Annotated in this window: 9 protein-coding genes; 5 read left to right on the top strand and 4 right to left on the bottom strand. The window is 60.1% G+C overall.

Annotated features, from left to right (window positions below; genetic code table 11):
* The first annotated feature begins 148 nt into the window (after positions 1 to 148).
* The 4 genes from ACYQ6J_RS01745 (at position 149) to ACYQ6J_RS01730 (ending at position 6532) form a co-directional block, all read left to right on the top strand.
* The gene (locus tag ACYQ6J_RS01745; protein ID WP_460182469.1) at positions 149 to 3268 is read left to right on the top strand and encodes a hypothetical protein; all 3120 of its coding nucleotides are present in this window, start codon (positions 149 to 151) and stop codon (positions 3266 to 3268) included.
* On the top strand, positions 3265 to 4623 hold the full coding sequence (locus tag ACYQ6J_RS01740) for a nickel-dependent putative hexonate epimerase (protein WP_460182468.1): 1359 nt from the start codon (positions 3265 to 3267) through the stop codon (positions 4621 to 4623). The genes ACYQ6J_RS01745 and ACYQ6J_RS01740 overlap by 4 nt, the downstream gene beginning before the upstream one ends.
* Before the next feature lie 204 nt (positions 4624 to 4827).
* Entirely contained in the window at positions 4828 to 5349 is a 522-nt protein-coding gene (locus tag ACYQ6J_RS01735) for a hypothetical protein (RefSeq protein ID WP_460182467.1), read from the top strand.
* A 181-nt stretch (positions 5350 to 5530) separates the two neighbouring features.
* Entirely contained in the window at positions 5531 to 6532 is a 1002-nt protein-coding gene (locus ACYQ6J_RS01730; RefSeq protein ID WP_460182466.1) for a DMT family transporter, read from the top strand.
* Here the strand turns inward: ACYQ6J_RS01730 and ACYQ6J_RS01725 are convergent.
* Together ACYQ6J_RS01725 and ACYQ6J_RS01720 are read right to left on the bottom strand one after the other, a co-directional pair.
* Complete coding sequence (locus tag ACYQ6J_RS01725; RefSeq protein ID WP_460182465.1) at positions 6529 to 7398, bottom strand: TrmH family RNA methyltransferase; 870 nt, start codon at positions 7396 to 7398, stop codon at positions 6529 to 6531. The two genes, ACYQ6J_RS01730 and ACYQ6J_RS01725, sit on opposite strands and share 4 nt — an antisense overlap.
* A 53-nt stretch (positions 7399 to 7451) precedes the next feature.
* Positions 7452 to 11483: a hypothetical protein gene (locus ACYQ6J_RS01720; protein ID WP_460182464.1), complete on the bottom strand. Its 4032-nt coding sequence runs from the start codon at positions 11481 to 11483 to the stop codon at positions 7452 to 7454.
* A 314-nt stretch (positions 11484 to 11797) separates the two neighbouring features.
* Here ACYQ6J_RS01720 and ACYQ6J_RS01715 point away from each other — a divergent pair, with 314 nt between their 5' ends.
* The gene (locus ACYQ6J_RS01715) at positions 11798 to 13318 is read left to right on the top strand and encodes an outer membrane protein assembly factor BamB family protein (protein WP_460182463.1); all 1521 of its coding nucleotides are present in this window, start codon (positions 11798 to 11800) and stop codon (positions 13316 to 13318) included.
* 121 nt (positions 13319 to 13439) lie between these two features.
* Here the strand turns inward: ACYQ6J_RS01715 and ACYQ6J_RS01710 are convergent, their stop codons facing one another.
* Together ACYQ6J_RS01710 and ACYQ6J_RS01705 are read right to left on the bottom strand one after the other, a co-directional pair.
* Positions 13440 to 14780, bottom strand: coding sequence for a TlpA family protein disulfide reductase (locus ACYQ6J_RS01710; protein WP_460182462.1), 1341 nt, complete (start codon positions 14778 to 14780; stop codon positions 13440 to 13442).
* Positions 14781 to 15069: 289 nt separating this feature from the next.
* Entirely contained in the window at positions 15070 to 15978 is a 909-nt protein-coding gene (locus ACYQ6J_RS01705; protein WP_460182461.1) for an LOG family protein, read from the bottom strand.
* Positions 15979 to 16016: the final 38 nt, after the last annotated feature.

Here is a 16016-nt window from a genome sequence, read left to right as displayed (position 1 = left end):
GACCGGGCGTTCATAACTTCCCCCGGAACACCGTACCGCTGGAAACGGGGCAAGATCGGCCGATTCGGCGGAACGTCGTGGTCAATCGCTTGAGGGCGAGTGTGGTCATGGGAGATGTCGCATACTTCGCAGTCCGGATTTCATCGCAATGGCTCGCCGACATCGCATTACCGCATTGAACTTCAGGCGGGTCTTGCCCCTCCCCGCTCTGGCTGTCGCAGTCGTCTTGTTTGCCTGGATCGGCGGCGTCCTGGCTTTTAGGGGCGCCAAGGGAAACGCTGCACAAGACGTCGAGGTCGAGGTAGCCTTCGACCGCGATATACCGATTCGGAGCGTCCGTTTGATTCAGGTGTATCGCAGTGGATTCTCCGAAGAGGTATTCCCGGCTTCGTGGCGAAAAACGGCGGGCGGGCAGGATGCCGACGCCGCGTGGTGGAGAACGCCGCCCGCGGGACGACAGATTCGTTGGGTTGTCTCCCGGCGATGGGCTCGGGACTTCCTGATTGAGATTACGGACGCCTCAGCCCCTTTTTTTCGCGGCGGCTACGTACGGATCGGCGGCACGATTCGTCACCTGCCGCCGGGAGAGGGCCAAACGGTCACTGAAACGACGCGTTCCCGGTTGCCGCCGTCGGTTTCTTCCGCCGAGAAAACCGTTCGGGCGAGCGCACTCGTGCACGCGACGCGGTCCGCCTTTCCGTGGTTTGACGGCCTGCTCAACTACCCGGGCGATTGGAGTTTTGCAAGGTGGTGGCTCCGCGAATGGCTGAGCCATCCGTTCACTTGGGTTACGGCGATCTGGCTGGCGGCCGGCGTATTTTTTGCATCGTGGCGACTGCGGAATCCTTCGCGGCGAAAACGGCTTCTGGACATCCTCTGCGGAAGCGATCGTCTCGGTCTTGGCGGGAACGATGCGGTTCATTCCACGAGACGTGGTGCTTGGTTCTTTTTCTCAGCGGGTTTGGCCGTGATATTGGCGGCGGCGGTTTATCTCGAATGGCGACAACCGCGGTACTTCCTGCGCGATGACAATTTTTCCATCTTCTTCCCCGGCATTTTGTCTGTGGGGCGGGCCTTGTCGGCGGGACAATTTCCGGAGTGGACGCCGCGTGTCTTCCTCGGCATGCCGATAGCCGAGTTGGGCGTGTTCGCCGCGACTTATCCCGGCACATGGATCTCGTACGCGATTTCCGATCTCCTTTTCGGTAGCCCCATTTGGGCGATCGACCTGTTTTGTTGGGGCCATCTGGCGTGCGGTTTCGCGGCTTGCTTTTGTGTGTTGCGGCGTGATGGAATTCATCCTTCCGTGGCGGCCGCGGCGGGGATGTCCTGGGCGCTGTGCGGCTTCGCTCTGATTGCCGGGCGCTCGTGGTACTACATGACGCCGGTCTTCACTTATCTGCCCTGCATCGGCGGAATGCTTCATTCGCTGGTGAGGCAAAAGATGGAAGGCCCTCCGCGAAACTCTTTGTTGGAGCGAACTTGGGTTTTGCGCTGGGCAATTGTTTGGGGGTTGTTCTTTCATGCCGGCAACGCCCAGATGTGGCTGTACTCGATCGAGCTGTTCGCCTTGTGGGCGGCGTGGGCCGGCTATCGGGGTCTGATCGGCGCCCGTGAGGCGATGCGTCTTGTCCGCGGTACGCTGTTGGGCTTGGCGATCGCTGCGCCTCTTCTGATCCCGCAATTCCTCGCCGTTCGCTCGGCGGATCGCCCACCGGGACCCGACCATGGCATTGAAGATGCGGTTGGCGCAATGCTCCTCCCCTACCCTTTTGCCGCGTGCCCCGGTCCCAGCGACTGGGCCGACCCGTCGAAGAAGTACGCGGGACATTTCTACTTCTCGGGCACGCTCTTCGCCGTCGCGTGGCTCCTATCATCCGCGGCGGCGATGGGTACCCGCGGCTTTCGTCGAAAATGGTCGACGGACCCGTGGGTCCCGGTCGGTTTGGCGGCCCTGTGGTTGGCCATGGGCAACGAAGGCGGCCTTTGGTGGCTTCAGTCCCGCCTGCCGGTGTTCGGCGCGGTTTACCATCCCTTCAAGTATCTGCCGTTGCTTCATTTGGCAATGTTTTTCGTTGGGGCGCGGGTAGTGCATCGACTCTTGTTCGAACGATCGGACGAACCGCGCCGCCGACACGACGACGGGTCCACGTTCGCAGATGAAAGCGGTGCCGTCGGGGTCCTGTCTTACGCTCGGAAAGCAGCGGCGACCGCCCCCCTGCCCTTTTTCGCGGCGCAAAGGCGTGCGATGGCGCTCTTCGCCGCGTCCTCCTTGCTCCTGACTTGGCATGTTCTCCACGCGGATACCACGTTCTACACGTTTGGGGATACCGATTACGTTGCGTTGCCGCCGCGTATGGCGGAGATTCTTCATCCGGGGACGGAGCCTGCCCGCGTCACGCCGATATCCCCTTTCCGCTCTCCGGCGCATCATTTCGTATGGGGATTGGGGCTGAACTTTCCGATCGTTTATCGCTTGGAATCGATCGACGGGTATGGCGAATTCGTCCGCCAAACGGTGGAAAACCGAGAAGTCGAGATGCAAGTCCGGCGTAATCCTCCGGATGCCTTGCGTGCGTATGGTGTGACCCATCTCGTCCTGCATCGCTGTGCAGTGGAGCCATGTTTGAGCGGTTCGCGGGAAGCGCGGCGGGCAGAGACCGAGACGCTTTTCGGCGATTTGAGCGGTCAGGATTGGTTCCGCGACGCTGATCCGGTGTTTCACAACGAATCCGTGGCGATCTTCGCCCTTGATGGAGCGACCCCTCGAGCTTTCGGTACTCCACTCTGGGACGTACTGGAATCGATCGGTGGTCTTGAATCCCCCGCGGGAAAGGAGAGCATGCGTTCGAGAGTCGCGCTTCCGGTTCGCGTCGAAGAGACTCGGGTCATTGTTGAGACCGCGGCCTTGACTGAGGGCGGTGACGTGACGGTCAATTATCTGCATCGGCCGCGCATGCGAGTGTGGATCGATGGACGCCCGGCCGCGCCGACCGCGGACGAACGGGGACGACTGACGGTCCGGATTCCCGCCGGCGCTCGCGAAGTGATTGTAGGCTACGCGGGCGCCTGGGGCTATGGTTGGCTCGTGGCCGGTGGTTTATCGGTCGTTTTCGTCGTAGTCGGATGGATGCAGCGGACTGTTGGGGGCGAAGGTTCTCCCCTTTTTTCCGGTAAGCGACGTCTCGCCGCGTCGGGCACGCAGTTGCATAATAAAGGAACCGTCGCTGATTCCGGCGGTGGAACGCAGGAAGAGGCGGCACCGTGAGACGCCCGTCGGTGAGTCGTGGTCGTTTGGAAGAGAAAGCCGAAAAGATGCCTTGGTTTGTCGAACGTAGTGAAGAGATTACCCCCAATCGGATCCGCGAGTTGATGGAACAAGCGGTAAGCGAGGCCAAGTCGCGGATTTGTCCGCATCCAAAGCGGGTATTGTTGCTGCCCCCGGACATCACGCGAATGCACTCCGGTGCGGGCCGAATGACCGAGATTCTGTACGAGATTTTGCACAAGGATTGCGATGTTCACGTAATTCCGACGCTCGGGCAGCACGAACCGCACACGCCGCAGCAGAATCGCCTCATGTTCGGTTCGATTCCCAATGAGCGGATTCACGCCCATCATTGGATCGAGACGGTGGTGCCGGTGGGAGAGATATCGGCCGATTTCGTCCGCGAGGCCACGCACGGGGCGGCGGATTGGGCCATTCCCATCGAACTGAATACGATGCTGATGAAGGAACCGTGGGACCTGGTCATCAACGTGGGACACGTGGTCCCGCACGAAGTGTTGGGATTCGCGAACCACAACAAGAACTATTTCATTGGATTGGCCGGCAAGTCCACGATTTGCGCTTCTCACATCGCGGCGGCCTGCTGCGGCATCGAGAATAATTTGGGCACGCTGACGACGCCGATTCGCGCCTGTTACAACAAGGCCGAGCAGGACTTTTTGAGCGATCTGCCCGATTTTTACATTCAGATCGTCATGGCCCGGAACGCCGAAGATCGTCTCGTTCACACGGGAATTTATGTGGGCGACGACTTGGAGACGTACACGGCGGCGGCACGGCAATCCCGCGAGCAAAATATCAAGGTTTTCGAAGAACCGATTCCCAAGGTCGTGTGCGTGATGCAGGAGGACGAGTTCGTCAGCACCTGGGTGGCGAACAAGGCCGTTTACCGCACAAGGATGGTGATGGCGGACGGCGGCGAACTGGTGATCATCGCGCCCGGCCTGAAACGATTCGGCGAGCAGGAGGAGGTCGATCGTTTGATCCGCAAGTACGGATACGTCGGCACCCCGCGCGTCATGGAACTGTATCGCAAGAACGCCGATTTGCAAGACTTGGCCCACGCCGCCGCTCATTTGATTCACGGGTCGTCGGAAGGCCGCTTCACAATCACGTACGCGCCGGGGCACCTCACCCGAGAAGAGATCGAGGGCGTTAACTTCGGCTATGCCGACCTTGGAGAAACGCTCCGCCGCTACCCGCCGGATCGTATGAAAGAGGGGTGGAATACTACCCCCAGCGGCGAGGAAGTCTACTTTATTCCCACGCCGTCGGCCGGATTATGGAGTACGCGGAAAAAACTGTACGAGCGCCCTGCGGGATTCGAGTGTTAACTGCGAAAAACCGGCATCAGCGGGCGAGATATGTAGTAGACTTGCGCTAGGGGAGCGGCGCGCGCCGCTCCATCGACAAGCTTTTCTCCTCCTTATTGCGCTCGCTCGATGCCGAATTCTGCTCCCACTCCGAATGAACGGGCATCTCGCGTTGCCGGGCGATCAGAGTGCCTTCGCAGACGCGATCGGTGGAATCGCGGCGTCTTGTCCCGCTGGTTGCAAGGGGTGCTGGTGTTGGTTGCCATCGTCCCCTGTTTCTTGATCGGCGGATTGGCATCTTTCAGCGGAGAACGGCACTGGACTCGCTGGCTGGATCGCCTGAGCGGAAATATTTCACTCGGAAAAGCCTCGTCCTCCCGCTCGCCGGCGGTTTGGAAAGGCGACGGAGTCGCTGATTTCGGCAGGATCAAGTTACTCGATTACGATCCCGTGACTCGGGTAAGCACCGCCGTTCAATTCAAGATGGAGGCGGTCACGGTCTTCCCGGAGAAACAACAATTCGACGCCTTCATGACTCGTTTGGGGCATACCATTCAGGATGAGCTTCTGGTGACCGTGCGGTCGAGTACCGCCGCCGAACGGAGGAACGAGGATTACCTCGGCAAAAAGGTCGTCACGCGCGTCAATCGTCTCTTGGGACGCCAGGTGTTGCGCGAGGTTCGGATTACCGATCTGTCCATTAGCGAATTTACCAGTTCTGAGAATGAACGCCCGGAAGGATCGTGACCGGTTGCCTGCCGGAACCATGTCGGCGCGCATTCCACTCAAGCCCAGCGTTTTGACCCATCCTACCCAACCCCGCGTGCATCGAGTATCGTGAATCGGACTAAGGCTCGGAGCCTACCGCACCATTCCTGTTCGGCTCCGTAAGACTGCCTCGGTCCGCTTCCCTTTCCTTGATCCGCGTATGGAACCTGCCGCTGAGACGCCCCTCCTAACCGAGTCCGAGGAATCGTCGGATCGACGCGAACGGCGGGATGCTACCGCACATGTTGCTCGATCCGCCGGGATTCTAGGCTCGGTTCTATGTCTTTTGGCGGCCTTCTTTTATGCGGGAGCGAACATTGCGCTGCGGATGTTGGCGGATCCCAGTCGCGCGACCGATCCGATGTGGACGATCTTCGTCAAAGAGACGGTAACGGTTCTCGTTGTGGGACCGCTACTGTTGTTCCAATGGTTCCGCGGTCGGGCAAGCATTCCCTCGCACCGCAGCCTAATGATCTTGGTTGCGGCGGGGATTGCGGTCCAATTGATCGGCAACGTCGGCTTGCTGTGGGCAATGGGGATCGTGGGCTTGGCCATCGCTTTGCCCATCGCTCTGGCGGTCAGCCTGATTAGTGCCGCGTTGCTGGGAGCGATCCTTCTGGGGGAGTCTCTCACTTGGCGGGTCATGGTGGGGATCGGCTTGCTGATCGCCGGAATCGTGTGCTTGCGTGCCGGCGCCGGCGGCGGGTTGCAGGGAATCCACGCCCCCGCCTGGAGGGTAGTCGTCGCCATGCTGGTGGCTTGCGTGGCGGGAATCACCTACGGCCTACTGACCATTGCCATACGCCACGTCGCCAGACGCGATACCTCGGTCTGGGTCGTGGTGCTGGTGGTGACGGGTTGCGGCACGGTGTGCCTCGGTGTTTTGAGTTGGGCCAGATTCGGCACGGCGGTCTTGGCGGCGACACCCGGCGAACATCTTTTCTGGATGGGGATTTCCGGCGTCCTCAATTTGCTGGGATTCGTGTCGCTGAGCAAGGGGCTGCAACTGACGCCGGTGGCACGAGCCAACATCCTCACGGCGTCGCAGGTGGCGATTGCCGCGCTGGCGGGTTGGATTCTCTTCCAAGAAAAAGTCAATCCGCCCGTTCTGCTGGGATTCGGCTTGACTTTGGCCGCCCTCTTTTTCACGGATCGCGGCTAAGATTCGTCCGCGGACCGCTGCCGTCCGTCGGGCCGACTTGGAGGATGCATCTCCGCCCGACTCCTTTGTCGGCGTGCCTCGTAGAGCAAGACCGCGGCGGTAACCGAGACGTTTAGGCTGTCGGCCAATCCCAGCATGGGCAATCGCACGGATTCCACGCCCGGTCCGGACCAGCATCCGCTCAGTCCCGTTGCTTCGTTACCGAGGACGACGGCGCAGGGTGCCGTGAAATCGACCTGCCAGTATTCCTTTGCCGCATCTACGCGGGCGGCGTAGGCCGCGATTCCTCGCGAGCGGAGCCAATCGAGCGTCTCGGCGCCCGAGGCGACGGCGATCGGCAGCGCGAAGACGGTTCCGAGGCTGGCCCGGATCACGTTGGGGTTGAAAAGATCGGTCCGCAAGTCCGCGGCAATGACTCCCCCTGCCCCAGCACCGTCCGCCGAACGTATCACCGCCCCCAAGTTCCCCGGCTTTTCAACGCCTTCAACGACCGCGATCAATGGAGGTTCACCCGGACGAGTTATTTTGAAGTCTTTCAAATCGCGACGCGGCGACGCGGCGACCGCCACGACGGCCTCCGTGCGATCCCCGAAAGCCAATCCTTCGATGATCGGTTGCGTCACCTCGACCAGCGGCGCACCGCTTGCTTCCAATTCTCTAAGCAGGCGCCGCGCCGTATCGTTCATCAAGGCCGGGCAAAAGAACACCTGATCGAAAGCGACGCCGGAGGCAGCGGCGCGGGAAATCTCCCGCAGACCGTGGACGATCATCCGACCGGATTTGACTCGCTTGCGTCCGTCGCGTAACGCGCGAACGGCTTTGATCTTCGGGTTGTGAAGGCTTGTGATCCGATCGTGTGCCGCCACGTACCGCGCCTCCGAGTTCAGGCATTGGCCGCCTTCGAATCCGCGATCGGTCCTCAACGCCGCCGCGGACGTCGCTTGCCGATTTCCCAGGCGTCAAGCGCCGACAAAATCTCGTCGGCGGAGAGGACGTGTCGCGCTCCGGTGCCGTTTTCCTCCAGCAGTTGGAACCATCCGCCTTCGATCTCGTCGCTGAAATGCGCCGCCCGATTCAAATGTTCCTCCAACTCCAATAGCCACGACGGGGCCGATGCTCCCATGACGGTGTGGCGAACTCCGTATTCCTCGATGACCCGCCATAACTCGTCGAGCGACTCGCGGCGCCGTGCGGCGACTTGAGATGGAACGGCCTGCCGGACCAGGGCGGCCATGCGGCGTCGCAGAAGAATGCCGCGAAAGCCGTCGCGAAGCAACTCCTGCAAGACGGGCAAATGCATACCGTGGTGTCGCGACAGTTGATGATAGGCCTCGTGCAGTTGCGAAACCGCCGACGCGGTCTCTTCCACCACGCTCGTCTCCCAAAGGTCGGCGAGATGCCACAAGCCCTTTTGCAGGAGTTGGTCGTAGAAGACCATGTAGGGCGTTAGATTCCACTCCATGCGTGTGAAACGTTCCTTCAAGGCGAGGAAATCGAGGAGGCAATGCAGGTTCTCGCCGTAATCGGAATGCGTGGTGAGGCTGTTATAGTCTACGTATTCGTCGTAGTTCTCGAGGATGATTTCGGCGATGAATTGCAAATTCTTCGCCGCCTTAGCGATTGCAATCTGCCCTTTTCGGATATCTCGCACCAATCGCCATTCGTTGCGGTCTCCGTTGCGCTCCAATTCTTGCAGGAAGCGGTCGGCTCCCGTTAGGGCGAGTCCCCGCAAATGGTTGTAATCCAAGAACTCTTGGGTAAAGATTTCTCCGCCGTAAGTTCGAATGAATCGGGTGATTTCCTCCCAATCCCTGACGGATCCTACGGTTTCGACGACGGAGATATAGATCTCGGCGGTGAGTTCCGGCCAAGCCCGTTGCAGGCGTGAAGCGGCCCGCCACAGCGACTGGAATAGACCGGGCCGGCGTTTCCCGCCCGCGCTTGCTTCCAGGTCCGCGTCGCGTCCGGCGATAAGGAGCGACTTGGCGACACTCTCGGTGATTGCACGGATGACTTGCTCCATTTCGGACACCCGACCGCCGCGACCGGCGACTTGCTTCTCGGTATCGCGCAGCAGGCTCAAAGCGCTCAAGGCGGGGGCGGCCAACCCGCGACGTAATACCATCGCAGAGGCCGTCGCCAGGGAACGATAAAGCGATTTTCCGGCAACATACTGCCGGGGATGGCCGCCGCGCCAGACCGGTGTGTAGAGGGGTTCGCTGATCCGCACCGAGATCAGAAAGTCCGCCCAAGCCGACTCCAGCGATTCCAGTTGATTGTGCAGCAGAGTTCGCAACAAGCCGACGAAAGCCTCTTCCCACGCCCAATCGCCTGCCAATCGTAGGGCGACGGTCTCGCCCAGGGATTCCGGCAAGGCTGCCGCCAAAAACCGGCGGGTATCGCCGGCCTGGATTGCCGCTAAAGCGACGCGCTCCACCAGTGTATCGCGGAGTCTGCGTCGGTTGTCGTATTCCGCCAGGCGTTGCGGAGTTGCGCCGGGTTCTCCCAGGGGATAGCGCCGCAGGTCCTCCGCCAGACGGAGCAGCGACTCTTCGACACGGAAGACGTGTCGATACCACTCGACGAAAACCTCGCTGACCTCGGAGTCTTCGTATTGCAAGCCGCGAAACGCCGCCGCGGCCAACTGTCTTAGAATAAGAACCGTGAACAGAAAGCCGATACGATTGCGGAGATCTTCGGATACTCTGCTCAATTCGAAGTTTTCCAGCGGTTCGCCGGTTTCCTCCAAGAAACCGTCCACACCGTCGTCGGCACTGTCGCGGAACACGACGCCTTCGTAGGCGGCCTGCCAAAGAGAGTCTTCATGCGGCGACTCCGTGGCGGCGGAGTTGTCGGACAAGCCCTCGCCGGTCGTACCCAGCAATTCCTTTAGCGATGGAACCTCCCACAGTGCATCTGCGTTGGCTTCCAGGTAATCGAGGAACTTGCGGACTTCGAGCCAGCGTTCGCGCCGGTTTCCGGTGGCTGGGTCGTCCGCCAGCCACAGCGGCCGAAACCAGCGGTAGGCCAGCGCTGGGAAGGAATTGAGGGTGCCTTGCAATCCCAATTCGTTCGCGCGGCTGATCCAGTGTACCAGCAGCGCCTTGGCGGCGTCGCGATCGTTTTGATCGAGCAGCGTGTCGACCAACAGTGAGATGCTGTCGGCGGATCGGATGCGGGAGACGTGGCGTTTCCAGAAGGCGGCGTCGCCGGCGGACTGGCGTTCTCCACGCCATGTGTGGATTACCTCCGCGACCTGTTGCGCGGCGTCGCAAACGTCTTGCCCGCGAAAGCCGTTCAGGTCGGAGACTTCGGCCGCGGCAAATTGGTCCCACCATTCCGCAAGCTCTTCCATTCGTCGCGTAACCTCTTGCTCGATGTCGCTTTCATCCGCCGCGGCGGCATAGCGCCGCAGGGAGGCGAAGAGCTTGAAGACCCTATCCATGAGGTAGATTAAGAGAGTCAGACGAGGGTCGATGGGGCCTTCCAAGCTCCATTCGAAGATCGGGAAGTGGCCGCCCAGTCCCAGAATATTCCACGGATCGCCCAACGCTCCGCATTCCACGGCGGAACGGATCTTTCGCACGGATTCGTTCAATGCCGTCAGGCAGTCGCGAGGCTGCTTTTCTCGCAAGAATGATTCCGCTGATCCCAACCCAATGGTGATTTCGGCACGCAAACCGGCAGTGGCGGATCGCAGTCGCGACGCGGCGGTGCGGGCCGCGTCAATCGCTCCCAACTGGGCCATGATGCGAGTCAAACCGGAGGCGTGCACCTGCGATGACCGGTACTCCGCCAACGTGGTGTTCAGAAACTGCCGCACGGCCTCGAAGGGACGTCCTTGTGCCATGAACTCGCTTGACGAGGCCGAGGGATGCATCTTGGTTCGGTGCATCAGCAGTTCAAGGTAGAAGTCGTCGCGCGCGGCGGCGATCTGCGCGAGCAATCGAGAGATATTGGTCGTGGACATCAAGGCCCCAGGGTACGGTCCCCAGACGGCCGCGCCCATCAGCATCGTCCCGGCAAGCACGGCGGCGGCTTCGAACCAAAGGTCGGTATCCTCGGGCGGGTTGGGACGGGTTGCCCACCTCAGTGCGATTTCCAGGGGTAGATCGTGCAGGATCAGCCTCCGGTAGCAACCCCGTTCGTTCAAACTGTGCGGATCCCACAGGCCGAACTGGTAGTTGGGGCGGAAAGAAGCGGGATGCTCTTGGTCCAATCCGCGTGGGTCCAGCGCGATTTCCTCGAGGTTTTCCAGTTGAAAGTAAAATCGTTCGCGGAGAGCCACGTCGGTGTTGTCGAGGATTTGCACGGCACGTTCCACAAGAGCATGATACCTGCCGAAGGCCGTACCGGCGCCTCGCACATAAAGAGGGATGGGACAGACGTACTCGTGATCGTACGGTTTCGTCGCCCGGTTGCCCTCCAACACCGCCGTCGGGCGATATCCTACGTAATCATTGACCTTGGCCAGCGCCGCGCGGATGGTGGATGAGGGCGGGGCTTCTTCGTCCTCGGCACGCGATTGGAGGATCGCCTCGCAGAATCGAGCCAGCAGAAAGGGGCTGCACAGCGAGGTCGCGAATCCGCGTCCTAGAAGATCCCCGTGAAAGTCCAAATAGGCGGGGATGAGTCCGTCGAAAACCATTTCCAGTGCGGATTGAGCGCGGTCCACGTTGGAAAAGGCCTCTCCGCGCGTCCGAAGCCCCGGGATGGCGTCCCGCAAGTGCCCGACGATCGGTGACCAAGGCGTCGCGCCGGCAGCCTCGCCTATCTTGCCATAGCAATCTCCGGTCCCGCCGAACACCTGGACGAAGAGGCGGTTCATGGCGGCGAAAAAACGCGGATCGCGCGTTCCATCGGAGTAGTTGAGGTAACCCAGCACGACTTCCTCAGGAGGAGGTAGATTCTCTTCCCTTGCTTGGGCATGTTGTTCCGGATCTGTTGACATGTCAATTATTTCTGTCAATCCCTTCATTTGATGAGATTTTCGTCGAGCTTGGTGTCGCACTATTCCCAAGGCGCTCGTGTCCCGGCCTGACCGATGCGGCGGCGATTTGCAAAGGATGCCTGATAGTGTACCAAAATTTGCTCGGCGGGCGAGAAAGAGGAAAAAGGTTTCTAGTCGCCGCAATTCTCAATTATCATAGGGTTAGGCTGTTTCCCGGATCATTGCGTATTGGGTCCGGTACTCGGACGATCGCGGGCGGTTGTGTTCGCGCCCGTCCGGATCGGAGAACGTCCTGCATTGGGTGCGAGGATTCGATGGCAATTCTTCAGCTCCGCCGATTCGTGCTGATTGCGACCGTAATTGGGATAGTCGGGCCGTTTTCGCGGGCGGCGACGGGGGCGGATTTGATTTCGGAACCGCGGGCGCGGGCCCACGGTTTGGCCGCACCTTGGTTCAATGTGGCCGGCGTCGACGCGGGAACCGGTCGGTTGGAATACCTTCTGCTAGACCGAGGTACCGTGTTCGCCCTCTCCAGTCGGTCCGTCTTGACCGCCATCGATGCCGAGACCGGAAAAACACTGTGGACCGTTCAGGTGGGCGATCCGCGACTGATGAGTCTGAAGCCGACGTCCGGCATTCATCTCATCGCCGTCACCAACGGTAGTACCATTTATGTCCTGAATCGTCACAACGGTCAAATCCTATGGACGCATACGGTGGACGGTGCGCCGGGCGCGGGGCCCGCCATCAGCCCGAGCCGAGTCTACGTTCCCTTGGTCGGCGGAAAAGTGGAGTCGTACGCCTTCGAATGGGCGACCCCCGAAATGCGGGAGTACGCGTGGAAGACGGTGGCAGCGGCACCGGGTGCCGCCGAGAACGCCCCGCGGACCGAAGCATCCGCGGCAAGTACGACCGCCCAGCCTGCCGCGGGTCCCGCCGCCGATGCTGATGCGACGGAACTTGCGGTCGCCGAACAGGCCGCCCAATCCGTTGCAGACGCCGCAGCAGCGGAATTGACGGGCGCCGGCCTCCGCCTCGCGCAAACCAATGATCGCGGCCTGTTTCTTCAATCGTTCGGGCGTATCTTCGTGGAGCCGAAAATTACCTATTCCGATCAAGGATCCGAGAGGGTTGCTTGGCCCACCGATCGCGGTTCGTTGTTTGTCGGAGAAATCAATCTCTTCTCGGCGAATCAGTTTTCGCTGGTGTACCAATTGCGTGCGACGGCCGAGATTGTGGCGCCTCCTTGCGTGAGGTTCGGCGACGCCTCCAAGGGGATACCCGGCAAACTTTGGGCCGCCGCGGCCGACGGCTACATTTTCTGCCTGAACGAACGAGATGGAAAACTGCTTTGGCGATTGTCGACGGGCGAGCCGATAGGAGAATCCCCAGTGCTCATTGAGGATTCGCTTTATGTGGCCACGCGCTTCGGCGGCATATACCGCCTCAACGCCGATACCGGTGATATCCTTTGGCGCACGGACGGACCGACGAAGTTCATCGCCGCAAGCGCCAAGCGCGTCTACGCCCGGGATGGGTTGGGCCAAATGATGTATCTCGACAAGGAAACCGGATCATTATTAGGGCAATTGGATATTGCGAAGTTCGATTTCCAAATCACCAACGGCGAAACCGACCGGATTTATCTTGCCGACAAGTCCGGTCTGATTCAGTGCTTGCGCGAAATCGAGTCGGAGCAACCGCTGTATCACGTCCCCATCGTGACGGAAATCGAAAAACCGGCCCCACCGACGAAGAAACCGACGGCGGCGGAAAAAACGACCACGCCTCCTACCACACCTCCGGCTCCAGATGTGGATAATCCCTTCCGTTGATTTGTTTCCGGATCGGCGTTCGGGATGAGCCGACGCATTGGGACACCTCGCACCGACGGCCGCGGACCGCGGTGCGAGGTGAAGCTGAGGAATGCCGATTCCATCGTCCTTTTCGGACGTCTCAATTATGTGCCGAGTCTTCGGGAGCCGAATCATCGGCCTTTTCGGCGGGACCGAGTAATTGCGCAAGACGCTCGCCGAGTTTCTCGCCCCTCGCATCGAAGGTCAACACCTTGCCGTCCTTGTCCACCAGCATGACCGTTGGTATGGCCATGATCCCGTAGTAGTCGGCCGGGTTTGCCGGACCGCTTGCTTCAGGGTCTTGATTGTGCAGGACGGTCCACGGCAGTTTGGTATCCTCAAGATAGGATTCCAGTGCCTGCCGATCTTGATCCAGGCTGATCGCGACGACGTCGAAGCCCTTGTCGTGGTAAAGCTCGTAGTTCTTCTTCACATTCGGCATCTCGGCCCGACACGGTCCGCACCACGTGGCGAAGAAGTCTACCAGGACCACTTTGCCTCGATACTGCGACCAGTCGAAATCCTTGCCGTCAACGGTCTTGCCGACCAATTCCAGTTGGTTGCCAACCAACCCCAGACGGCGTCCCACCCCTTCCAGCCGACGACCGAGGCGAGCGATTTGCTCGTCCGGGGATTTGACAAGCAACTCGCCGATTTCCTTGTAATGCCGACTCGCCGCTTCATTGAGGCCGAGGCCTTCCAATTGCCCCAACAGCGATGTCACCGCTTGAACGGTCTCCAATTCCGGCGATTCCTGACTCAGGGCCTTTTTTGCGTCGCCGAAAAACTTATCCATCCGCTGGGCCAATTCGTCGCGGGTATCCGATCGCGCGAGGATCGGCAGCAGAACGGCATCCAATTGCAGCGACAGCCCGGGCTTTTGCTTTTCCCGCAGCTTTGCGGAAAAGTCTTGAGCCTTTTCGACCACGGCAGGACCGGCAATCCGGACCGCCATCACCGCCCATTGCACGAGAACGGGAAGGTCGTCTTCCGACGCCGAACCGAGGTGCTCGGATGCCCTGGTGATCAAGCTTTCTGCAAGTTGGGGTAACTCTTGCCGGACGCTTGCGTCTCCCGATTGCAATCCAAAGAGTATGCCGCGGAACTTCCACTGAAAGGCTTCGTCGGTTTGGGTGACGGACAACTTCTGAGACAGCAACTTGTCGGCCCCCGTACGCATCGCCGCTGCCTGAGATTTTCGTAACTCGACGGCCTCCTGTGGGTTGGTGGGAACCGGTTGCTGGGCCAGTTTTTCAAGAAAAGCCGTGATTTGATTGAAGTCCCCATCCGGAACTTGAATCGGCTCCTGTGCGGTTGCCTGTTGGGCATCCGGTTTTGCGGAGTCGTTTTCTTCGACCGCCAGCGAAGATTGGCAACAGATCGCCATCAAGCCGATCAGGCCGAGAACGCCCGCAACACCCTTAAAAATCAGCCTTTTCACGAGACACCTCTCTTTTTGAATTGGAAACGAAAACAACGAACGAAACATCTGTCCGCGGCGACCTGGAGAATCCTTCCAGCGACGCTTGCCATCGTCATGGAAAATCGGCCCTTGAGCGGCGTTCGGCCGGCCCGAATCGCCTTGCGTGTCGACGGCGCGCTTCGCGACGCCTTGCTCTCACCACGATGAAGGATATGGGAGCGGTCCGCTGGGAGCAATGCCCCCGCGTTCTTCGGGAACCGCGAGTGCGAGGTTAGATGAGACGGGCGATCGGGCCGCTGAGATCAGGTCAACGGTCGTTGCCACGGTGGCTTTCGCCGTTGTCCAAATGAATGCCGGGTCGGACCGTCGATTGAGAGGCCGACTCGTGAAAGCGACAGATACTGTCCCATGCCTCTTGAGCCGTCTCGGCGTACTCGAAAAGATTGAGGTCCGCGTCGTCGATCACTCCCTCATCGGCGAGGTACTGGAAATCCAAGACTCGTTCCCAGTACTCTTTGCCGAAAATGATGATGGGGATCGGTTGCATCCGCCTGGTCTGGCGCAAAGTCAGGGCGTCGGTCAGTTCATCCAGCGTGCCGAATCCGCCGGGGAATACGACCAGGGCCTTGGCTCGCAAGAGAAAGTGAAACTTGCGTAGCGCGAAATAGCGAAATTGAAAACACAGTTCCGGCGTGATGTAGGGATTGGGTTGTTGCTCGAGCGGCAGGCGAATGTTCAAGCCGATGGACGGGGCTCCCGCGTCATAGGCGCCGCGATTGGCTGCCTCCATAATTCCGGGACCGCCGCCCGTGCAAATCACGTAATTGCAGCGCCCCTCGGTGTTGCAAGCTCGCGATACGATATGGGCGAATTCCCTGGCGATGTCGTAATAATGGCTCTTGGCCACGAGCCTTTTAGCGACGACCACCTGCCGCTGTAGGATGGGATTACCGGGTTCGCGTTCGAGCCTTGTCTCAATATCTCGAAGATGTCGCTCAGCCTCGGCGCGTTCTACGATTCGGGTCCCGCCGAACACGACAATGGTGGCGGTGATGTTCAGGCGTTCGAACGCCAGTTCCGGCTTCAGCAACTCCAACTCCATGCGAGTCGGGCGGAGCTTCGGGTCGGTGAGGAAATCCAGATCCTGATACGCTACCCGATAGCTGGGCGATTCCAGGATTCGTTTCAGGTTGGCTGCTCGTTCGAGTTCTTCCATCTTTTCGTGACGTGGGCTTATGGGGCAAAGTCGCCGCA

Source organism: Thermopirellula anaerolimosa, from assembly GCF_054657335.1.
Note: the sequence above shows the minus strand (reverse complement) of the source record. Positions and strands in the feature narration are given on the sequence as shown.

Coding starts and splice junctions, on each gene's coding strand:
- ACYQ6J_RS01745 (WP_460182469.1), top strand. CDS start 149: ATGGCTCGCCGACATCGCATTACCGCATTGAACTTCAGGCGGGTCTTG.
- ACYQ6J_RS01730 (WP_460182466.1), top strand. CDS start 5,531: ATGGAACCTGCCGCTGAGACGCCCCTCCTAACCGAGTCCGAGGAATCG.
- ACYQ6J_RS01720 (WP_460182464.1), bottom strand. CDS start 11,483: ATGTCAACAGATCCGGAACAACATGCCCAAGCAAGGGAAGAGAATCTA.
- ACYQ6J_RS01715 (WP_460182463.1), top strand. CDS start 11,798: ATGGCAATTCTTCAGCTCCGCCGATTCGTGCTGATTGCGACCGTAATT.
- ACYQ6J_RS01705 (WP_460182461.1), bottom strand. CDS start 15,978: ATGGAAGAACTCGAACGAGCAGCCAACCTGAAACGAATCCTGGAATCG.